Annotated in this window: 18 protein-coding genes; 6 read left to right on the forward strand and 12 right to left on the reverse strand. The window is 37.8% G+C overall.

The window, feature by feature from the left end; all coding sequences use genetic code 11:
* A complete protein-coding gene (locus AB657_RS05940; protein ID WP_232304849.1) occupies window positions 1-777 on the reverse strand; it encodes an MBL fold metallo-hydrolase in 777 nt (258 codons plus the stop codon).
* Window positions 778-944: 167 nt separating this feature from the next.
* Between AB657_RS05940 and AB657_RS05945 the strand changes: the two genes are divergently transcribed.
* On the forward strand, window positions 945-2,405 hold the full coding sequence (locus AB657_RS05945) for a nucleotidyl transferase family protein (RefSeq protein WP_047245655.1): 1,461 nt from the start codon (window positions 945-947) through the stop codon (window positions 2,403-2,405).
* Between the two features lie 26 nt (window positions 2,406-2,431).
* Here the strand turns inward: AB657_RS05945 and bcp are convergent, their stop codons facing one another.
* Window positions 2,432-2,887, reverse strand: coding sequence for a thioredoxin-dependent thiol peroxidase (gene bcp / locus AB657_RS05950; protein ID WP_047245656.1), 456 nt, complete (start codon window positions 2,885-2,887; stop codon window positions 2,432-2,434).
* Window positions 2,888-2,938: 51 nt separating this feature from the next.
* Between bcp and AB657_RS05955 the strand changes: the two genes are divergently transcribed.
* Window positions 2,939-3,601, forward strand: a complete 663-nt coding sequence (locus tag AB657_RS05955; RefSeq protein ID WP_047245657.1) for an endonuclease III domain-containing protein — start codon at window positions 2,939-2,941, stop codon at window positions 3,599-3,601.
* Between the two features lie 225 nt (window positions 3,602-3,826).
* Here the strand turns inward: AB657_RS05955 and AB657_RS05960 are convergent, their stop codons facing one another.
* The 3 genes from AB657_RS05960 to AB657_RS05965 all read right to left on the reverse strand — a co-directional run bounded on the left by AB657_RS05960 (window position 3,827) and on the right by AB657_RS05965 (window position 5,557).
* Window positions 3,827-4,408, reverse strand: a complete 582-nt coding sequence (locus tag AB657_RS05960; protein WP_047247836.1) for an RNA polymerase sigma factor — start codon at window positions 4,406-4,408, stop codon at window positions 3,827-3,829.
* A gap of 344 nt (window positions 4,409-4,752) precedes the next feature.
* On the reverse strand, window positions 4,753-4,896 hold the full coding sequence (locus tag AB657_RS18050) for a hypothetical protein (RefSeq protein WP_198146879.1): 144 nt from the start codon (window positions 4,894-4,896) through the stop codon (window positions 4,753-4,755).
* Between the two features lie 79 nt (window positions 4,897-4,975).
* Complete coding sequence (locus AB657_RS05965) at window positions 4,976-5,557, reverse strand: RNA polymerase sigma factor (RefSeq protein ID WP_047245658.1); 582 nt, start codon at window positions 5,555-5,557, stop codon at window positions 4,976-4,978.
* 244 nt (window positions 5,558-5,801) lie between these two features.
* On the opposite strand from AB657_RS05965, the gene uvrA reads away from it, so the two are divergent.
* Together uvrA and AB657_RS05975 are read left to right on the forward strand one after the other, a co-directional pair.
* Entirely contained in the window at window positions 5,802-8,579 is a 2,778-nt protein-coding gene (gene uvrA / locus AB657_RS05970; protein WP_047245659.1) for an excinuclease ABC subunit UvrA, read from the forward strand.
* Between the two features lie 149 nt (window positions 8,580-8,728).
* Window positions 8,729-9,883, forward strand: coding sequence for a hypothetical protein (locus tag AB657_RS05975; protein ID WP_047245660.1), 1,155 nt, complete (start codon window positions 8,729-8,731; stop codon window positions 9,881-9,883).
* A gap of 130 nt (window positions 9,884-10,013) precedes the next feature.
* Here AB657_RS05975 and AB657_RS05980 read toward each other — a convergent pair whose 3' ends face one another.
* The 5 genes from AB657_RS05980 to AB657_RS06000 form a co-directional block, all read right to left on the reverse strand.
* A complete protein-coding gene (locus AB657_RS05980) occupies window positions 10,014-10,784 on the reverse strand; it encodes an RluA family pseudouridine synthase (protein WP_316933209.1) in 771 nt (256 codons plus the stop codon).
* Between the two features lie 283 nt (window positions 10,785-11,067).
* Window positions 11,068-12,525 carry an oligosaccharide flippase family protein gene (locus AB657_RS05985; RefSeq protein WP_047245662.1) on the reverse strand — a complete coding sequence of 486 codons (1,458 nt, stop codon included), beginning with the start codon at window positions 12,523-12,525 and terminating at the stop codon, window positions 11,068-11,070.
* Window positions 12,526-13,797: a glycosyltransferase family 4 protein gene (locus AB657_RS05990; protein WP_047245663.1), complete on the reverse strand. Its 1,272-nt coding sequence runs from the start codon at window positions 13,795-13,797 to the stop codon at window positions 12,526-12,528.
* A complete protein-coding gene (locus tag AB657_RS05995) occupies window positions 13,797-16,229 on the reverse strand; it encodes a YfhO family protein (protein WP_047245664.1) in 2,433 nt (810 codons plus the stop codon). The genes AB657_RS05990 and AB657_RS05995 overlap by 1 nt, the downstream gene beginning before the upstream one ends.
* Window positions 16,230-16,261: 32 nt before the next feature.
* Window positions 16,262-16,525: a DUF4834 family protein gene (locus AB657_RS06000; protein WP_047245665.1), complete on the reverse strand. Its 264-nt coding sequence runs from the start codon at window positions 16,523-16,525 to the stop codon at window positions 16,262-16,264.
* 87 nt (window positions 16,526-16,612) lie between these two features.
* Here AB657_RS06000 and AB657_RS06005 point away from each other — a divergent pair, with 87 nt between their 5' ends.
* Both AB657_RS06005 and AB657_RS06010 read left to right on the forward strand, forming a co-directional pair.
* Complete coding sequence (locus AB657_RS06005; RefSeq protein ID WP_047245666.1) at window positions 16,613-17,698, forward strand: transporter; 1,086 nt, start codon at window positions 16,613-16,615, stop codon at window positions 17,696-17,698.
* An 86-nt stretch (window positions 17,699-17,784) separates the two neighbouring features.
* Window positions 17,785-18,903 carry a hypothetical protein gene (locus AB657_RS06010; RefSeq protein ID WP_047245667.1) on the forward strand — a complete coding sequence of 373 codons (1,119 nt, stop codon included), beginning with the start codon at window positions 17,785-17,787 and terminating at the stop codon, window positions 18,901-18,903.
* A 57-nt stretch (window positions 18,904-18,960) separates the two neighbouring features.
* Here AB657_RS06010 and AB657_RS06015 read toward each other — a convergent pair whose 3' ends face one another.
* Together AB657_RS06015 and AB657_RS06020 are read right to left on the reverse strand one after the other, a co-directional pair.
* On the reverse strand, window positions 18,961-20,220 hold the full coding sequence (locus AB657_RS06015) for an aminotransferase class I/II-fold pyridoxal phosphate-dependent enzyme (protein ID WP_047245668.1): 1,260 nt from the start codon (window positions 20,218-20,220) through the stop codon (window positions 18,961-18,963).
* Between the two features lie 114 nt (window positions 20,221-20,334).
* Window positions 20,335-21,375, reverse strand: coding sequence for a PLP-dependent cysteine synthase family protein (locus AB657_RS06020; RefSeq protein ID WP_047245669.1), 1,041 nt, complete (start codon window positions 21,373-21,375; stop codon window positions 20,335-20,337).
* Between the last annotated feature and the right edge of the window lie 22 nt (window positions 21,376-21,397).

The following is a 21,397-nucleotide window of genomic DNA, read 5'->3' on the forward strand; positions in this document are numbered from 1 at the left end:
TTAAATATGTATGCTAAGATTATCATAAGCCAAATGTACATTATCCGGCAAACTTTGTTCTACTTCTTCATGAAAACCCAACAAATGGCTAATATGGGTAAAATATGTTTTTTCGGGTTGCACCCGCTGGGCAAAATCCAGGGCTTCCTCCAAGTTAAAATGCGAGTGGTGGGGCTCTATCCTTAAGGCGTTTACGACCAAAACCTTGGTTCCCTTAATTTTTTCCAACTCTTCATCTTTCATAGATTTCACGTCGGTCAAATAGGTAAAATCACCAATTCGGTACCCTAAAATTTTTAATCTATTGTGCATGGCCTCTATAGGCACCACAGTTTGCCCCCCTAACTCTATCTCCATGTCCTTGTCCACATAATTAATGGCCACGGCGGGCGCTCCGGGATAGCGGTCCTTTGTTTCAAAAATGTAATCGAACCTTTTTTTCAACGATTTTACCACTCTCTTGTGCGCATATATGGGGATGTCTCCTTGCCTAAAAAAGAATGGTCGAATATCGTCTATACCGGCCGTGTGATCTGCATGTTCGTGGGTAAATAGAATGCCATCCAATCTTTTTACCTTGTTCGTCAACATTTGTTGTCTAAAATCGGGACCACAGTCTATAACATAGTTATACTCGTCCCAAGATAACAGAACAGATACCCTTAAACGCTTGTCTTTAGAATCGGTACTTAAGCAAACGGGGTGGTCACTCCCGATAATCGGAATGCCCTGCGAAGTGCCCGTACCTAAAAATGTTACCTTCAAATCTCTCTTCATTGCCCCAAATTTAATTCTTATTCCTTAAAAATTGGTGCGATTATTTATAAGATAGATGGTAATGATTCGTTTATATAAACGATTAGGTAAACTTATAGTATTTTTTTGTCCGTAATGCCCGTAAGATAACCCATTCTTTATAACTTTGCTCGAAACAACAATTTATAATGGCTTCAATTTTAAAGAGAGAAAGTGTCTTTGAGAATATCCCTTCGATTAAAGCTAAAACTTTAAGAATAAACTTAAATCCCGATATCTACGGAACATTTGCAGAGATTGGGGCGGGACAGGAAACAGCGCGACATTTCTTTAGATCTGGGGGTGCCTCCGGTACCATTGCAAAGGCTATGAGTGCCTATGACAAAGATTTTAGTGATGCTATTTATGGTATCGAAAGTGACGGAAGGTACGTTTCGCAGGCTCGTTTAAAAACCATGTTGCGGTACGAGATGCAGTTGATGGAAGAACGTATTAGCAAGAAAAAGCATCCAGAAAGGGTTTTTTTCTCTTATGCCAATACCGTAGCCACCATCGATTTTTCTAAACGATACAAAGGTCATGGATGGGTAGGAATCCGTTATCAACTTGATCCCGACCAAAAAGAATACGACGAAATTGTACTTCACATTCGTTTTAAACAGAACGAAGCCAGACTACAGCAAGAAACATTGGGTATTCTTGGTGTAAACCTAATTTATGGTGCTTTTTACAAATATCATAAGCCTAAAAAGATGCTTAAATATTTGTACGACCATATAGATAAGGATACTCTGGAGATTGATATGATCAATTTCTCAGGTCCTAACTTTAAAGAGGTGGACAACAGGTTAATGAGCCTTCAGTTGATAAAAAACGACATGACCGATGCGGTGATGTTCGGCCCCGACGGAAACAACCTTCTCCCCGCCTCTGTGCTTTACAAGAAAAACATCTTGGCCATGCGTGGTAGTTTTAGACCCGTTACCAAGGTGAACAGCGACATGTTTCATAAGTCGTACGATATTTTTATAAGGGACCCGCAAGTAGAAGAAAAAAATACTATCGTAATATTTGAGATCACTTTATCCAACTTAAAAGCTTCAGGAGAAATAGATGAGGAAGACTTTATGGGCCGCGCAGAACTCCTATGCTCCCTTGGGCACTCTGTAATGATCTCTAAATTTCAAGAGTATTACAGGTTGGTGGAATACTTTAACAACTATACCAAAAACAGGATCGGCCTTACCATGGGGGTCAATAATTTGGTAGATATTTTTGACGAAAAATACTATCGCCATTTAAGTGGTGGTATTCTTGAGGCCTTTGGTAAACTATTCTTCAAAGACCTACAGGTATATCTGTACCCAATGAAGAACCCGGATACGGGGCAGATTATGACGAGCAACAATATAAAAGTACACCCTAGAATGAAAGAACTCTACAAGTTCTTTAAATACAATGGCAAGGTAATGGACATTATAGATTACGAGCCAGAGATCATGCATATTTTCTCCAGGGATGTGTTAAAGAAAATTATGAACGGTGAAGATGGTTGGGAAGAAATGCTACCTGAAGGTATTGCAGAAATAATAAAGGAAAAGAAGCTGTTCACGAAAAAGGAACTGGCTCCAAAAGCAGAAGAAAAATAATAAAAGCCCCTTACCGGGGCTTTTTTTTATCCGGCCAACAATTGTGCCGCGTGATCTTTTGTTTTAACCTTATCTATAACCTTGGTCACGACCCCTTCTCCATTTACCACAAAGGTTTTTCTATGAATACCGTCATACTCTCTACCCATAAACTTTTTTGGGCCCCATACACCGAACGTATTTATTACCGTATGGTCTTCATCGGCCAATAACGGAAATGGAAATTTATATTTGTTTTTGAAGTTCTGTTGTCTTTTTTCAGAATCGGCACTAACACCTAACAGCTCGTATCCCTGGTCCTGTAATTCTTTATAATTGTCCCTTAGATTGCAGGCCTCGGCGGTACAACCCGGGGTACTTGCCTTTGGATAGAAAAAAACAATTAAATTTTTACCGGAATAATCCGATAAATTAATAGTATTGCCATCTTGATCTTTGGCCGAAAATGAAGGTACCTTGTCCCCTACCTTTAATGTGTTCATAGTCAATTTCTTTAAAGTCGTTAACTTATAGACCGTAAAATTAAACAATATATGACGAAGGCAGAAAAAGTGTCATTTGTAATTTCAACCCTACAAGAGCTTTACCCCGAAATACCGGTACCTTTGGACCATAAAGACCCTTACACATTATTGGTAGCCGTTCTTTTGTCCGCCCAAAGTACCGATGTACGCGTAAACAAGATAACGCCGTTGCTTTTTGAGAAAGCCGACAACCCCTTTGATATGGTAAAATTGACCGTTGAGGAAATTAGGGAAATTATAAAGCCCGTGGGTTTATCCCCCATGAAATCCAAAGGTATACACGGACTCTCTAAAATTCTTATAGAAAAATATAATGGCGAGGTACCAAAAGACATTAAACTGTTGGAAGAGCTGCCCGCAGTAGGCCACAAAACTGCAAGTGTAGTTGTTTCACAAGCCTTTGGTATACCCGCCTTTCCGGTAGATACGCATATTCACAGGCTTTTATATAGATGGGGATTTACCAATGGTAAAAACGTGGTTCAAACAGAAAAAGATGCAAAAAGACTTTTTCCGAAAGAATTATGGAACAATCTGCACCTCCAGATTATATGGTATGGGCGTGAATATTCCCCTGCAAGGGGCTGGGATCTTGAAAAAGACATTATTACCAAGACTATAGGAAGAAAAACAGTACTGCAAGAATATTATAACAAAAAAAAGACCCGCTAATGCGGGTCTTTTTTAATTTAAAAAGGTCTCAAACCTTAAATCTTTATATTCAACTTCATAAAGTGCTTGCGAAAAACTTAACAAAAAGTTTATTGTCTTCGGACATACTTTGCTAAATTCAGCCTTTTCCGGGTAATTAGTGTAAATTTTTTCCATATTTCCAATGTTGTTACATTAAATTAACGTAACTACATCAGAAATATTGTTTCAACCGGTTACGGTCTTCTAATTTGTAAGCACTATATTGTTTTTCTCGATAATCTTTCTAAGGTTGATCAAAGCATATCTCATTCTTCCAAGAGCAGTGTTTATACTTACTCCCGTGTTTTCTGAAATCTCTTTAAAGCTCATATCCTTATAGATACGCATAATCAAAACTTCTTTTTGATCATCTGGAAGTTCTTCTACCAACTCTCTCAAATCTGTATCTATCTGATCTTTTATCAATTGTTTTTCGGCATTCAACTTATCATCTCCGATAACGGAAAAAATATTGAAGTCATCGCTGCCCTCGAACATTGGCATTCTTTTGTTCTTTCTAAAGTGATCAATGATCAAGTTGTGAGAAATTCTCATTACCCATGGCAAGAACTTTCCCTCTTCACTGTAGCTACCTCTTTTCAAGGTCTTAATTACCTTGATAAAGGTATCTTGAAAAATATCTTCCGTTACATCCCTGTCCAATACTTTAGAGTAAATAAAACTCGTAATACGTTGATTATGTCTGTTGATAAGGATTTCCAAGGCTTTTTCATCGCCACTGATATAATCTCTTACTAGTTCTGAATCTTCTATTTGTAATTCCATATTAGTTGTTTTCATTTAGGTGACTGGTTGGGGAATCCTGAGTTAATAATTATGATTAGTGTTTTAATTCTGAGATAAAACTATATAAAACCCCTCCTGTAGGAAAAAGTATGTTGTCAAACTGGCTTTTTATGATGTGAAACAACGAAAACCTATTTCTCAGTACAATAAATAAGGGCTTTACTAGTTACTGGCGAAGAATACCAACATACTTATATTAAGGTATATACGATATTTCTAAGGCAAACCATCCTTATTATATATATATCCTTATATATCATACCTATAAAGAAAAACCCCCAAGGAAAGTTCCTTGGGGGTTTTTATATGATAGATTGTTTTTTCTAATTCAGATTACTCTCATATTTGATTCCATCTGCCTCCATCACTTGTAACGACTTAGAGTAATCCAGTAAAAACTTAATGGTCTCCGGTTTTGCCGATACTAATTTGTGTTTGTTTTTTTTGGTCGTGTAAATTTTTTCCATATTCCTCTTCGGTTTTTCTTGGTTCTATTCTACAACGCTAGAAAAATAAATATAGTAAAACTCTTCGACCTGTGACCAATTAATCGGTCAAAACTATACTATTTGCTTCAACCAGCTTTCTAAGGTTGATCAGTGCGTATCGCATTCTACCCAATGCGGTGTTAATACTTACTCCCGTATTTTCCGATATTTCCTTAAAACTCATATCCTTGTACAAACGCATTTCCAATACTTCTTGTTGGTCTTCGGGCAGTTTTTTTATCAGTTTGGTCAAATCGGTTTCGATCTGTTCCTTTATTATCTGCTTTTCTACATTAAGGCGCTCATCTCCCATTAAAGAGAATACACTAAATACATCGGATCCTTCGAACATTGGCATTCTATTACTTTTTCTAAAGTGGTCTATTATAAGGTTATGGGCAATACGCATTACCCATGGAAGAAATTTACCCTCTTCGTTATACGCACCTCTTTTTAAGGTTCTGATAACTTTCATAAAAGTATCCTGAAAAATATCTTCGGTCAGTTCACGGTCACCTACCTTAGAATAGATAAAACCCGTTAAACGGGCATTGTGTTTATTGATAAGAACCTCTATGGCTCTTTCATTACCATTAATATAATCCTGAACTAATTGGGAATCTTTAGTAGCCTGTGTCATAACTTTACTTTTTGGGGTTAAAACCCATTCCCTATATCAATATGACTAGGGTTAATTTGGGTCTTATTCTAACTTAAAAAGTAATTTTGCGTTATAGGCTGATTGTATTTTATTGAGAACCAAAGATAAAAAAAAATAAATACTCTAAAAATTATGTGAAAAATTACGCTCATATTTTTAGATTACCGGTATTTAATCGCCTAGAAAAGTACCATATCGTATCTTTGCGAATTTAGAAATTGCTATGCCCGTTATATCCCAAGTAAACCCCAAGAAGAACATCATCATTAAAGGTGCCAAACTTCATAACCTTAAGAATATCGATGTTGTAATCCCCAGAAATAAATTGGTAGTCATAACCGGACTTTCAGGGTCCGGTAAATCTAGTTTGACCTTTGATACGCTCTATGCCGAAGGGCAACGACGCTATGTAGAAAGCCTTTCTTCATACGCCAGGCAGTTCTTGGGCAAATTGGATAAACCCAAGGTAGACTATATAAAAGGTATAGCCCCGGCCATTGCCATAGAGCAGAAAGTAAATTCAACCAACCCCAGATCCACGGTAGGTACCACCACCGAAATCTATGATTACATTAAATTGCTCTACGCCCGTATAGGAAAAACCTTCTCCCCAATATCTGGCGAAGAGGTCAAAAAAAATACCGTCTCGGATGTCATAAACTATGTAAAGTCTTTTGAAGAAAGCACCAAGCTGCTATTGCTGGCCCCTATTCAGATAAGGGAAGACCGAGATTCTATAAAATCACTGGAGCTGTTTTCAAAACAAGGCTATGCACGTATAAAATATCAAGGAAAAGTGCTCAGAATAGATCAGGCTCCCGCAGATATAGGTAAAGAGTTTGACCTTGTCGTGGATAGGATCATCACCAAAAATGACGAGGATTTTTACAATAGATTGGCAAATGCGGTAGATACTGCCTTTTTTGAAGGAAAGGGACAATGCATCATAGAATCCCTGAACGATTCGAACCAACGTTTATTCAGTAATAAATTTGAGCTTGACGGAATGCAGTTTTTAGAACCGAACGTCCATTTGTTCAGTTTTAACAATCCGTACGGTGCCTGTCCAAAATGTGAGGGTTATGGCGATGTAATCGGAATCGATGAAGACTTGGTAGTGCCCAACACGGCGCTATCCGTTTATGAAAATGCCATTTTCCCTTGGCGGGGCGAAAGTATGAGCTGGTACAGAGATCAATTGGTAAACAATTCCTATAAGTTCGATTTTCCGATACACAAGCCTTGGTTTGAGTTGAGCGATGAACAACGTACACTGGTATGGAACGGCAACGAGCACTTTATAGGATTACACAAATTCTTTGAAACCTTAGAAGAGAAAAGCTACAAAATACAGAACAGGGTAATGCTTTCTCGTTACAGGGGCAAAACAAAATGTAACCTCTGCAACGGAAAACGATTGCGCAAAGAAGCAGATTATGTAAAAGTCGGAGGAACATCCATCTCTGAACTGGTAGAACTTTCAATAGAACGATTGATCGCATTTTTCGGACAACTAGAACTAAGTGAACACGATCTAAAAGTTGCGGATAGGTTACTTAAAGAAATTAATACCCGACTCGGTTTTTTAGATAAAGTAGGTCTCAACTACCTTACCTTGAACAGAAAATCGAATACCTTGTCCGGTGGTGAAAGCCAGCGTATAAATCTTGCCACGTCTTTGGGTAGTAGTCTAGTAGGTTCTATGTATATACTAGATGAACCAAGTATTGGCCTACACCCAAAAGATACCGAAAACCTGATCGAAGTGTTGCTCTCTCTTCGAAATTTAGGCAATACCGTAATTGTAGTGGAACATGACGAGGATATCATGAAAGCTGCAGACCAAGTTATAGATATAGGGCCCGAAGCGGGCACCCATGGCGGAAAAGTAGTGGCACAAGGTACTTTGAAAGAGGTATTGAAATCTACTTCCCTAACGGCCAGTTATCTCAACGGCAGTATGGAAATTTCAATTCCGAAAGAAAGACGTACTTCTAAAAATTATATTGAAATTGTAGGATGTAGGGCCCATAACCTTAGAAATATCAACGTTACCTTTCCTTTAGATATGCTTACTGTGGTTACGGGAGTATCAGGAAGCGGTAAGAGTACCTTGGTAAAGAAACTATTGTATCCCATTATCTTAAAAGAAGTTGGCGGATATGGGGAAAAAGCCGGACAATTTACCTCTGTATCCGGCAAATACAAACATATTAAACATGTAGAGTTCGTAGACCAAAACCCTATTGGCCGATCGTCGCGTTCCAACCCGGTAACCTATATAAAAGCCTACGATGACATCCGTAACCTTTTTGCGAACCAGAAGTTAAGTAAAATAAGAAATTACCAAGCAAAACATTTTTCTTTTAACGTAGACGGTGGACGGTGTGAGAAATGTAAAGGAGAAGGAGAAATTACCGTAGAGATGCAGTTCATGGCAGACGTTCATTTAGAATGTGACACCTGTGGCGGAAAACGTTTTAAAAAGGATGTACTGGAAGTTACCTTTAACAATGCCAATATAGATGACGTTCTAAACATGACCATTGACGATGCCATCGACTTTTTTGAAAAGGGACTACAAAATAAGATTGTTACAAAACTGAAACCATTACAAGACGTTGGTTTGGGTTACGTAACCTTAGGACAATCTTCCTCTACCCTATCGGGTGGCGAAGCACAGCGAATTAAATTAGCATCATTTTTGGTAAAGGGATCCACAAAGGACAAGGCACTGTTCATTTTTGACGAACCAACTACCGGATTACACTTTCATGATATAAAAAAGTTGTTGAAATCATTTAATGCCCTCATTAAAAAAGGACATTCCATAGTAGTTATAGAGCACAATATTGAACTTATAAAATGTGCAGATTATATAATTGACCTAGGTCCGGGGGGTGGAGAAAATGGTGGACAATTATTGGCTGAAGGCACTCCAGAAGAGGTCGCAAAAAGCAAAAAATCTTTTACCGCCAAATACCTAAAAGAGAAGCTTTAATTAAAAAGCTCCCCTTATAGTAATTACAACAACCATTATAACAAACTGATTTACAGTATAATATAATAGCATTCTAAATTTTGGCACGCTGTTTGGTATAAGTAAAGCGAGTGTAAATAATTGCACTCAGAATTTTAAAACCTTATATCATGAAAAATTTAGTACTCATTTTTACGGCGATGATTTTAGGCACTACCGGTGCCATGGCCACAAGTACAAACGAAGATAAGGTTGCAACCAGCAATGCTTATAGAAACAACAACTCATTCATATTTGTTGAAAACGGCATTACTTTTTCCGTTTACCCAGATGGGGAGTTCGACTTTTATATAGAAGATTATGTTACGGGAAATAGAAACGGAATCACATTTAATTCTGGATATGATTATAGCCCTTATGCCCAATATGACGATTACGGTGCAGTAATACAAGTAGAGAACGTACCTATTTATTATGACTATTATGGTCGTGTAAGTCAAATTGGCGATGTAAACATCAACTATAGAAACAATAGGATACGTAGTATAGGTGGAATGTATGTTTTTTATGACAATAGAGGATTTTACAATTATCACACCGGATTCATAAATATCTATAACAGAAATTATATATTCCGTCCGTTCCACAGATGGTTTGTTAGACCGGCCATAGGGTTTAGTCTAGTATTAAATAGACCTTACAGAAGGTATTACACTCCTATTAGATATACTTTTCATAAACCCTACAGATACAATAAAAGAAGGGCTTATGTGAAAATCGGAAAAGAACACAGATACAATAAAGTAAGACGTGAAAGAGCCAACATCTACAGAAATGACAAAAAGGTAGCTGTTAGAAGCAATTCATATAGAAGTAACAGAAGTGTATCCGCCAAGAATAATAGCTATAGAAGCGATAGGGCAATAGCCTCTAACAATAAGACAAGAAACAATAGAAGTGACACGGTTAAAAGATCTACCACTGTAAAACGTGGAAACAATGTTGCGACCGGTAACCAAAAAAGAACAGTTGTTACCAAAAGGGAAGTTACAAGAACACCACGTATCACTACGGTGAAAAGAACTACGACCACTTATAAGAAACCCACAACTAAAAATACAGGGGTACGTAGTAGCCAAGGCAGAACACAAAGATCGGTAGTACAGACCAAAACACAGAGAAGCGTTACAAGGTCTGTTCACAAAGCACCTTCTACGAAAAGAAGTACTGTTAGCAGAAGTACAAGCTCACGATCTATAAGCAAGGCTTCTTCCAATAACAGAAGTAGTTCAAGTTCTAGATCTGCGTCGGCCAGAAGAAATTAATAAATAAGATTTTTAAGATAGTTTTTAGGTTAGTTAGTTAGTTAGTTAGTTGATTGGCCCTGAAGTGAATAAATTTACTTCAGGGCCATTTTTTATACCAATTGCCATTGCCTATAAATGTGTTCAACACCTACACCCCAAGAGTGTCCCCAAAAATCTTACGGAATTTTGAAGGTACTTCTTTATGGAGTACAATTGGCTTTTTAGAAAATGGATGAACAAACTCGATCATACCGGCATGAAGGTACAGTCCCTTTCCTTTCAACAATAAATCTGGCAAGTGGTATGTAGCATCCCCTAAAATTGGATTCCCCATCATATACAAGTGTTTTCTTAGTTGATGCCTTCTTCCTGTTTTCGGATGTAATTTCACCAGGTTTAACCAACCAAATCTTGGTGAGGTAACGGTTTTTACAATCTCATAAACCGTATGGGCTTCCTTGTCATCTATAGGAGTTGTTATCTCACCTTTAGGCTTCATTTTACCGATAGTGACCGCATAATAGGTCTTAACAATTTTCTTACCCTCAAAAAGACGTCCTAGTTGCACCAGGCTAGCACTTGTTTTTCCCGCTACCAACAAACCTGTGGTTGGGTAATCTAAACGATGTACGGGTTTCGGGGAAATGGCATCTGACTCCTGACTTTTACTCAAATTTTGCTCCAATGCATTTGCAACGGTCTTAAAACAGTTTCCGCTGACCAAAATACCGGCGGGTTTATTTACCACCGCCAAATATTCATCTTCAAAAACTACTTCTAATGGAAGATTTAGTCTTTTAAAACTAGTTTTCTTTGAAGCTTCCATTAATTCTATACACTCCCCTCCTTTTATAAACCACCCCGTAGTAGCTACCTTGCCATCTATTCGAACCAATTCTTTTTTTATAGCCTTTTTCAAAGACGATTTGGTGGGCAATGACCTAAAAATACCTACCCCATATTCTTGTATTCTTTGGGGCCGATCTTGTTTGGTCGCAATATGTGTCTCTATTATTTTCAGATTTAATGAATTAAGTTTCTGTATAACATTATTATATATGATACTTTATTGTATAATGTTTCTTCTGCCCCATGCACTTTTTAACTTCAGAAAAGCAAGTATTGATTTATACCTCTTTTTTAGGGAAACAACTTTAGCAAACACCTATTGATACCTCCTTAAACTCTCTAAAAACGATGCATCATTTATCTCCTATAAATTTCTTCATTACCTGATAAATATCCTCAGATATTCGAAATTTATACAAAACGGTTAAGTAAACCACGGCCATTATGGCACTCTTTAGCAATATATTGACTATGGGGTGAAAAGAAAATTGAACGTAGTAAAAAACAAATCCCATTGCCCCCAACAAACAAAACACTTTAAAAGTGCCCTTTGTAAAAGGAACCATATTAAATTTTTTCTTTACATAATAGAGCTTGAGTGAATTATAAATAAAAAAGGCGGAAAAACTGGCAATGGCCGCACCATTTAAACCATAGGCCGGTATCAACCATAGATTAAATCCTATGGCCATTAGGGCCAATAGTACACCGAACAACAAAATAGACCTATAATAGTCTGAATTATATAATATGGAGTTGTTATTGCCCAATAATGCATCGTACACTTTGGTTAGTCCGATCCAGAAGACAATAAGGAATCCGCCTGCATACCCTTGGGGAAGCAATTTAAAAAGATCATTAAGATTAAGAACGATCAACAAAAACAATAGACCTGAAATAATAAAAAGCGTCAGGGAACTTTTTTTATACAGATTAGAAAGGGCTCCAATATCTCCTTTGTTTATATATTCGGCGGTCATCGGGTAGGTAATCTGATGCATGGCCCGCGATGGAACGGCGATGGTTATGGCAATAAACCCCGCTACACCATAGTACGCCACATTCTCTATAGGCAAATAATTGTTAAGCATAACCTTATCTACCTCCATTAATACAATGGCGGTTGACCCACCTAAAATAATAAGTCCACTATACTTTACAATATCTTTCCAATTCTTCGGAAGCTGAAATATTAATTTAGGCATATGCACACGATAGGCATATATTTTCATGATCAGGGTACGAACAATATAGAAGCCCACCAATGCATTTATAAAAAAAGGAACATCGATTATATCTAACCACAGTAACGTTAGCAGAATAGTCTGTCCTATCCTACAAAACAGTTCTTTCATTAAATTCCCAAAAACGGATTTCATCCGTATTCTGGACCAAGCATAAAAAACCTCAAAATAGGCCATTGCCATACCGGTAAAAAAAATATGCCAAATGTAATCTCTAACAATAGGATTTTCTTTGGATAGGAATGCACCAATTGCCTCATTGGCAAAATAGCTTATAAGGCCTATCGGAATAATCAGTACTAAGGGCAACAACAACATCATGGTCAAAAAACCCTCTTGCTCCCGTCCTCCTTTAAAACTACTATAGAACTTGACCAAGCTATTAGGAGCACCAAAGGCAAGTATAGGCATTAAAACCGCTGAAATGGATAAGACGACCTGTACAAGTCCGTAAGTATCGGGGTGCATAAAGTGGGTATACAAAAACAACGTATTGATGGCACCGAGCGCAAAGCCAAAGTACGTAACTACAGTGTTGTTCAATGATTGCTTTAGTACAATTCCCATTTAAATATATTCGGCCAATTTTTTTGTTAGCTCCCTTCTAGAATATGAATTAATATTCATGGATGAAACCTGCAACGAGTTCTCTTTGTATTTTTTGAACCATTCTAAAATTACATTTTTAAGTTCAGAACGGTCTTGGTAATCAAACACTTTTCCCGTTTCCGTATCGGAAACCATGGCGGCCACTTCCCAACCTTGGGGCCCTACACCCAAGATAGGACGTTGTGCGGACATATACTCGAACAACTTTCCGGGAATAATACCCTTTGTTTCAAAAGAATCTATTTCGGCCAAAAGTAGTACCTGAGCTTTTCGTTGGTACTCTAAAGCCTTCTTATGAGAAACATAACCGACAACTTCTACATAGTCTTTGAGTCCATACCTATGTACAGAGGCCAATACATCTTCACCGACAATGCCTATAAAATTTAATTTAAAAACATTTTTAAATTCACTATTCTCTTTAACCAATTGTCCCAAAACTTGCCACAAATTAATAGGATTGCGCCCCGTAAGCATGGATCCTATATGTGAAATGGTAAAATTACGGTCTAGTTGAACTTCATCAAGGTCTTTAGGTTCAAACCCATTGGTAATAACTTTGATAGGTTTTGATGTAAGTTGCCCAAATTCCTCTTTTGTGGTCTTGCTGGTCACCAGCACCTTATCTGCTGTGTTCAATACCAAAGACTCCAACCGCTTATGTTTTTTCTTTGAAGAATTGGTCAGTTTTAATTTCTTATGATATCCTATGGAAGTCCATGGATCCCTAAAATCGGCTATCCATTGAATATTTTTCTTTTCTTTTAAGCCAAGACCTATAAGATGAAGACTATGGGGCGGACCCGTGGTAATAATAGTTTCGATACTCTCTTTATCTATAATATCGGACAAGAATCGCACAGAAGGTCTTACCCAAAATTTTCTAGCGTCGGGTATAAAGATATTGCCCCTGACCCAGAGCATAAATTTTTCTAAAAACGACTGATCTCTGTTTTTAATAACTCCAGAACTTATACGCTTTGTCTTCTTACTAGAAAAAAAACTTGCTATCCCGTAAGGCTCTATAATCGGATGTTTATAGATACGTACCTGCTCAGGAACTTCATCTAAAAAAGTATCGTCCACCAAAGGGTAATGTGGGTTCTCTGGAATATAAACTATGGGCTCTATACCAAAATCTGGAAGATACTTTACAAACTTAAGCCAGCGTTGTACGCCCGGCCCTCCTGCCGGTGGCCAATAGTACGTAATGACCAGAACCCTTCTCATTAAGAATTATTCTCTTTCTTATTTCTGTAAAAAGTAAATCCTAACCCTCCAAGAAATACAAGGCCCAATAAAATAGTACTTGCCAAAGATATTTTACTTCCTTGTTCCACTACCTTGGGTTCAAACTTAAACTCAATCGTGTGTTGCCCCTCTGGCACTCTCATGGCACGTAACACATAATCTACCTTAAAGTGGTCGGTTGGTGTACCATCTATATAGGCATTCCAACCATGTGCATAATACATTTCTGAAAATACCGCCACTCCGGGGTTCATATTTTTAGAACTATACGTTAAATGATTGGGCTTATAATCGGTAAGGGTGATGGATGCCGTAGAATCTACTTGATATTCAAATCTGTTAATACTGAACTTGTTAGTGTTGACAACAGCGGTTACCTTGGTATCTATACTATCCAACGCCATTATTTCCTCATCTGCCGACCCTACGGCCAGTAGTTCTTTAACAAACCACGCATTTCCGTTTGCATTCGGGTTCTGTATCGGAAACTTATTTCCCTGCTCATCTTGCTGAACTACATATTTAACATTGAGCATATTAAATACGGATAGGTTTCCTTTGTACACATGAAAATCGAAAAGGTCTTGCATACCCGCAGGTTTTGCGGCATGGTAACCGGTAATACTATTATGAAAATAAGCTGTTTTTGCTGAGTCAAAACCATCGGTTTGATCAAATACCCTATATACGCTAGTATCTTTCAAAATTTGAGTATCGGCCGCCGTTTTCTGAAAAGGTTCCAACATTCTTCTTTTAGACACAAAGTTGTCCTCATTCACATATCTAAGGTTCACACCTACCAAATCAAAAACAAGCAAAGCTCCTATCACAATAACGGTAAGGTTCATTTTCAATTTTCCTTTCAAATAGAACCATAATAAAAGAACCACTACCAATACATATCCTAAAGAACGGAACAGATCACTGTTGTACACAGCCTTACGGTCTAACTTAAGCATTTCAGGCAGTTCCTCTAACCCGGTCATTCTTAGTCGTTCGTCCACCGGCCCGGTAAAGTCGAACATACCTTTAAACAAGAACAAAAGAACCCCCAAACCAAGAACCGTTGCCGCAGCATATTTTAAAGAGGTAATCTTATCATTAAGATCCATCTTGGAAGAAAAGATTTTCTTTAATGCCAAAATTGCCAGAATAGGCATACACAACTCCAGTATTACCTGAATAGAAGATACGGCCCTAAACTTGTCGTATAAAGGAAAGTAATCGATCATAAAATCGGTTAGGACACTAAAGTTCTTTCCCCAAGACAATACCAGCGAAAGTATTGTGCCGAACAACAACCACCATTTATGCTTTCCTTTTACCAAAAACAGTCCTAAAAAGAATAAGAAAAACACAATGGCACCTACATAGGCTGGTCCCGAAACACCGGGTTGCTGCCCCCAATATAACGGAATACCACTTACAAAATCCAACGCACTTGATCTTGGTAACCCTTTATCAATAAGATACTTAAAAGATTTGGAGTCCTCCCCTAGATTCTCTTGGCTCGCACCCCCAAAAAGTCTAGGAACAAATATGTTCAAAGATTCCGATATACCATAACTCCACTGGGTAATATAATCTTTACTAAGTCCGCCCGTATTATCCTTCGGAGACCCATCGGGGTTAATGGTCAGCTCACTTTTGCCCCTTGTACTCCAATCGGCATATTCCTTGGTTGCCATTAGTCCCGTGGCGTTCGCCGCGATACCCAGCACAACGGCACAGACCAAAATACCTACCGAAACAAAAAAATGCTTTAATTCTTTCTTCTTAATCGCATCTATTAAATATACAACCCCTAGAACCAATACCAAGAGCATAAAATAATAGGTCATTTGGTAATGGTTGGCAACAATCTCCAAAGCCATTGCCAAGGCCGTGACCAAGAATCCCCAGAGATATTTCTTTCTGAACACCAGCACAATACCGGCCAATAATATTGGCAAATAACCCAGCGCGTGTGCCTTGGCGTTGTGCCCCGCCCCAATAATAATGATCAGGTATGTTGAAAAACCAAAGGCCAGGGCCCCTACAATAGCCAGTTTATAATCCACTTTAAGACTACATAAAAGGATATAAAAACCTATTAAATAGAGAAAAAGATAATCTGCCGGTCTGGGCAAAAACCTAATTAAACGATCTAATTTTTTAATATAGTTATGTGGGTAGTTGGCACCTAATTGATAGGTGGGCATACCACCAAAGGCACTATTGGTCCAATAAGGTTCAGCGTCATTTTTTTTTCTGAAATCATTTTGCTCTTTGGCCATGCCCGTATACTGGGCAATATCGTGCTGGTAGATAACCTTTCCCTGAAGAACAGGATGAAAATAGGCCAAAGCGGCAACGATAAAAAATACGGTTACAAAAAAATGGGTGAAAAAGAATTTTAGACCTTTCTTCATGTTCCGAGTAGTAGTTAGTTACGCAAATATAACTAGTCTAACTCTTCAAAATCTATATACTCGCCAACTTTTTCGGAATCGGTCTTCTTTCTATTGGATTTCTTATCTATAATTACATCCCCAAACTTCTCTTCAGACCTTGATGGTTGTTGTTCAAACCCATCAAACGCCTGTCTAAAATGAGATTCGGTTTTCTTGGCGGCGTAGTTCAATATTTTTGGGGCAAACAACCTTGCTAAAATTTTAAGCAAATAATACACCAAAAGAATAATCAGTATTGTTTTTAAAAATGCCATTTATTTTAGTTTGATATATATCAAAAATACAATTATCACGTTGTATTACTAGATTCAAAGTATTAAAATAATTATAAAGTCGTTTCAATGGGAAGGTCCTTTATTATCAAAAGAATCAATTTTCAGCTTTTATTCGTACTGTTTTTACCATTGGTATCCATTGGTCAGTATACAGATGTCATCAATTCGAACAGGCCAGGATTATCGGTAAGTGCCTATGCAGTGGGCAAAAACGTGGTGCAGGCAGAGATGGGACTGTTCTATGAACAAAGTGATCATGGTCTGTTGAATACGCAGTCGGATATCTGGGGGACCAATTTCTCTTTGCGCTATGGTTTGCTGTTCGAACAGTTGGAACTTAATTACGAAGGAACGTTTCAAAACCAGAATATTCTTTATGAGAATTTTAATCTAGAGGCAAAAAGAACCGATTTTACCAGAAATCGCCTAGGATTAAAATTCTTGATATACGATCCTTTTAAAAACCCAGAAAGAAACAAACCCAATTTATACAGTTGGCGTGCCAACAACAAATTTCAGTTAAAAAATCTATTACCGGCCATATCCATATATGCAGGTGCAAATTTTGTACTTGGCGACAACCCCTATTATTTAGACGAGCCAACAGTATCACCTAGGGTAATGATCGCTACACAAAGCAGGCTTACCCCAAGGTTTGTAATGATCACCAATACATCTTATGACCGTATTGGGACCGAATATCCGGAATTAAGCTACATCATATCATTATCACATGCCTTTCGCAATCCGAAATGGAGTACTTTTTTAGAGCATCAAGGTATTAAAAGCGATCGCTATTCCGATTTGTTATTACGGGGCGGTGTAGCGTACCTAATGAACGAAAGACTACAGTTCGACGTAAGCTTAGGAGCTAGTTTTAAAGATACCCCATCACGTGTGTTCGCTGGCTTGGGGGGTTCTTATCGTTTCGATTTTCATAAAGACAGCCTAGTACCCATAGAGGATCAATCTGCAGATGAAAACGGCGGTGCCATAGAAAAGAACGCCATGAAAAAAGAGAAAAAGAAAAAAAGGAAAAAACAAGGCAGTGGCGCCGAGGATATAGATTTAGGACCTTCTAAAAAACAATTACGCAAACTTAAAAAAGCCCAAAAGAAGAAAAAGAAAGACGAAAGTGAAATAGATTTTTAAGCCTCTTATATAGTATAGAATTTATTTTCATAAGATTTTTAGGTGTTGTTTAATATCCCTAATATTGGTACCTATAAAATGTGCCCATGATTACAATAAAAGAGGTTACATCACAAACCGAACTAAAAAAATTCGTAACCTTTCCCTTTTCGCTATACAAAGACTCTAAATATTGGGTCCCTCCCATTATTAAAGATGAACTGGAAACTTTTGACAAGACCAAAAATCCCGTCTTCAAAAATGCGGATGCATGGTTTTATCTGGCCTACAAAGACAACAAAATAGTCGGTAGGGTCGCTGCTATAATCAACAGGCTCGAAGTGGAGCGACAAGGCCTAAGAAAAATGCGTTTTGGATGGTTTGATTTTATCGACGACCAAGAAGTTTCAAAAGCCTTATTACAAAAGGTAGCCGAAATCGGAACCAAGAACAATTTGGAATATATGGAAGGCCCCGTAGGCTTTTCAAATTTGGACAAAGTAGGTGTTCTTGTGGAAGGTTTTGACCATATCGGCACCATGATCACATGGTATAATTACCCTTATTACAAAACCCATTATGAAAATTTAGGCTTTGTAAAGGAAAAAGAGTACATGGAAAATAAGTTTCCTGCCAGTAACGCCGATCCCGCTCTTTTTACCAAGCTAAACGATTTAATAAAAAGACGATACGGACTCAAAGAGGTTAACTTTACCAGCACCAAAGAGGTCATGCCCTTGGCGGATGAGATGTTCGACCTTTTTAACGAAACGTACTCCAAACTATCTTCTTTTGTTCCTATCACAGAGGTTCAAAAAAATTATTTTAAAAAAAAATACATCAGCTTTATAAATCCGGAGTATATAAAGTTTATAAAGGATAAAGACGATAAACTTATAGCGTTTGCCATAGTAATGCCCTCTTTTTCAGAAGCACTGCAAAAGGCAAAGGGCAAACTCTTCCCGTTTGGCATATTCCATCTTTTAAAAGCCAAGAAGAACAGCAAAGACGTTATATTCTACTTAATAGGTATTCATCCAGATTATCAAAACAAAGGGGTAACCGCCATAATCTTCAATGAATATTATAAAACATTCAAAGAGAAAGGAATTAAAATGTGCTATAGAACTCCTGAACTGGAAGAGAATGTCGCCATAAAACAAATGTGGAAACATTTTGACCCCGTTATCTATAAAAGACGAAGAACATATAAAAAGAGTCTTTAAATTAAAAAGGCCAAACTTTGTAAAGTTTGGCCTTTCTAATACTCGGTAATCTATACTTTATTCTCCCATCGCAGCGGCAACGGCAGCCGATAATCTTTTATAGGTTCCATTGTTCAATCGCTCTCTAATAGCAGAAAACGCATCCAATGTTTCACTAATATCTTCCATTGTATGTGTTGCGGTAGGTATTAACCTTAACAAAATCATTCCTTTTGGAATTACAGGATATACCACTATAGAGCAGAAAATTCCATAATTCTCACGCAAATCCTTCACCAAAGCCATAGCTTCAGGAATACTTCCGTTAAGATATACGGGAGTCACACAGGTATTTGTACTTCCGATATTGAAACCTCTGTCTTTAAGTCCGTTTTGAAGTGCGTTTACGTTCTCCCAAAGTTTTGCTTTTAGCTCTGGTCGATTGCGCAACATATCCAAACGCTTTAAAGCTCCCTTTACATATACCATAGGAAGCGATTTTGCAAACATTTGCGAACGCAAATTGTATTTAAGGTAGTCGATAATTTCTTGATCAGCAGCTACGAAAGCCCCGATACCTGCCATCGATTTTGCAAATGTTGCCAAATACACATCTATATCATCTTGTACGCCTTGCTCTTCTCCGGTACCGGCACCTGTTTTTCCCAAAGTTCCAAAACCATGGGCGTCATCTACCAAAAGTCTAAAGTTGAATTTCTTTTTAAGTGCTACAATTTCCTTTAAGATACCTTGTTCACCGCGCATTCCGAATACTCCTTCGGATATTACCAAAATTCCGCCTCCGGTCTGCTCTGCCATTTTAGTGGCACGCTCCAAGTTTTTTTCTAAACTGTCAACATCATTATGAATAAAGGTAAACCTTTTACCCATGTGCAACCTTACGCCATCAATTATACAGGCATGGCAATCCACATCATAAACAATAATATCATCTTTTGTTACCAAGGCATCAATGACAGACATAAACCCTTGGTATCCAAAATTCAATAAATAAGATGCGTCCTTTTGGGCAAAATCTGCCAATTCTCTCTCCAATTGCTCATGAAAATCAGTATGGCCACTCATCATTCTGGCCCCCATTGGGTATGCAGCACCATGTTCGGCAGCCGCTTCACCGTCCACCTTTTTTATTTCCGGCAGGTTCGCAAGACCTAAATAATCATTTATACTCCAAGTAATAACGTCTTTCCCCTGAAATTTCATCCTGTTCGAAATTGGACCTTCCAATTTTGGAAATACGAAATAGCCTTCTGCTTGTGAGGCCCATTTTCCTAATGGACCTTTGTTCTCTATGATTCTTTCAAATAAGTCTCTCATCGCCTAAATTTGGTTCTGCCTGCAAAAGTAAAAATTTTTAAGAAGCATTCATAAATAATTGCACACAGAAAAGCGGGCTAAAAGCCCGCTTTTATAATTATTATCTTAAACTCTTTATTTTATATATTGTATTTCTTGGGTTTCCTCTACAGGATTAGACTCCAAGAACCCTTGATCTTCCATCCATTGGTCACTGTATATTTTACTCATATACCTAGAACCATGGTCAGGAAAAATAGCCACTACCTTACTGTTATCATCAAAGGTATTCAACTCGTTCAACTGTTTCATGGCCTGCATCGCCGCACCACTGGTATACCCTACAAAAAGACCTTCTGTTCTAGCAATTTCTCTTGCTGTATGGGCACTTTCTGCATCCGTCACTTTTATAAACTCGTCAATGATCTCGAAATCTGTAGCAGCAGGTATCAGGTTTTTACCCAAACCTTCTATTCTGTAGGGATAGATTTCATTGGCATCAATACTACCGGTCTCATGATACTTTTTAAGTATTGACCCATAGGCATCAACACCTATTACCTTTATATTGGGGTTTTGCTCTTTCAGAAACCTTGCCGTTCCGGAAATTGTTCCTCCGGTACCGCTACAAGCTACCAAATGGGTAATTTGCCCTCCGGTCTGTTCCCATATTTCCGGGCCTGTAGACCTGTAATGCGCATCAATATTCAATTTATTAAAATATTGATTTATATAGATAGAATTTTTGGTCTCTTCATGTATGCGTTTCGCTACTTGATAATACGACCTTGGGTCGTCTGCACTTACGTGTGCCGGGCAAACGTATACCTGCGCGCCCATAGACCTCAGCATGTCTATTTTATCTTTTGAAGATTTAGAACTAACCGCTAAAATACAATCGTAGCCTTTTATAATACTGACCATGGCAATACTAAAACCTGTATTACCCGATGTAGTTTCTATAATCGTACTTCCTTCTTTAAGTATTCCTGCTCGTTCAGCTTCTTCTATAATATGAATAGCTATACGGTCTTTGGATGAATGCCCAGGATTAAACGCTTCTACTTTAGCGTAAAAATCACCTTTAAAATTTTTGGTAATTCTATTAAGTTTTACCAGCGGTGTTTTCCCAATTAATTCTAAGATATTGTTATGAGCCTTTATCTTATTTTCCATAAGGGGGATATGTTTTTTCTAT

It is taken from the genome of Maribacter thermophilus (assembly GCF_001020565.1).
In the GTDB taxonomy this organism is placed as follows: domain Bacteria; phylum Bacteroidota; class Bacteroidia; order Flavobacteriales; family Flavobacteriaceae; genus Maribacter; species Maribacter thermophilus.

Bases quoted from the DNA above. Each gene is read 5' to 3' on its own strand.
- AB657_RS05940 (WP_232304849.1), bottom strand. From the start codon at position 777: ATGAAGAGAGATTTGAAGGTAACATTTTTAGGTACGGGCACTTCGCAG.
- AB657_RS05945 (WP_047245655.1), top strand. From the start codon at position 945: ATGGCTTCAATTTTAAAGAGAGAAAGTGTCTTTGAGAATATCCCTTCG.
- bcp (WP_047245656.1), bottom strand. From the start codon at position 2,887: ATGAACACATTAAAGGTAGGGGACAAGGTACCTTCATTTTCGGCCAAA.
- AB657_RS05955 (WP_047245657.1), top strand. From the start codon at position 2,939: ATGACGAAGGCAGAAAAAGTGTCATTTGTAATTTCAACCCTACAAGAG.
- AB657_RS05960 (WP_047247836.1), bottom strand. From the start codon at position 4,408: ATGGAATTACAAATAGAAGATTCAGAACTAGTAAGAGATTATATCAGT.
- AB657_RS18050 (WP_198146879.1), bottom strand. From the start codon at position 4,896: ATGGAAAAAATTTACACGACCAAAAAAAACAAACACAAATTAGTATCG.
- AB657_RS05965 (WP_047245658.1), bottom strand. From the start codon at position 5,557: ATGACACAGGCTACTAAAGATTCCCAATTAGTTCAGGATTATATTAAT.
- uvrA (WP_047245659.1), top strand. From the start codon at position 5,802: ATGCCCGTTATATCCCAAGTAAACCCCAAGAAGAACATCATCATTAAA.
- AB657_RS05975 (WP_047245660.1), top strand. From the start codon at position 8,729: ATGAAAAATTTAGTACTCATTTTTACGGCGATGATTTTAGGCACTACC.
- AB657_RS05985 (WP_047245662.1), bottom strand. From the start codon at position 12,525: ATGGGAATTGTACTAAAGCAATCATTGAACAACACTGTAGTTACGTAC.
- AB657_RS05990 (WP_047245663.1), bottom strand. From the start codon at position 13,797: ATGAGAAGGGTTCTGGTCATTACGTACTATTGGCCACCGGCAGGAGGG.
- AB657_RS05995 (WP_047245664.1), bottom strand. From the start codon at position 16,229: ATGAAGAAAGGTCTAAAATTCTTTTTCACCCATTTTTTTGTAACCGTA.
- AB657_RS06000 (WP_047245665.1), bottom strand. From the start codon at position 16,525: ATGGCATTTTTAAAAACAATACTGATTATTCTTTTGGTGTATTATTTG.
- AB657_RS06005 (WP_047245666.1), top strand. From the start codon at position 16,613: ATGGGAAGGTCCTTTATTATCAAAAGAATCAATTTTCAGCTTTTATTC.
- AB657_RS06010 (WP_047245667.1), top strand. From the start codon at position 17,785: ATGATTACAATAAAAGAGGTTACATCACAAACCGAACTAAAAAAATTC.
- AB657_RS06015 (WP_047245668.1), bottom strand. From the start codon at position 20,220: ATGAGAGACTTATTTGAAAGAATCATAGAGAACAAAGGTCCATTAGGA.
- AB657_RS06020 (WP_047245669.1), bottom strand. From the start codon at position 21,375: ATGGAAAATAAGATAAAGGCTCATAACAATATCTTAGAATTAATTGGG.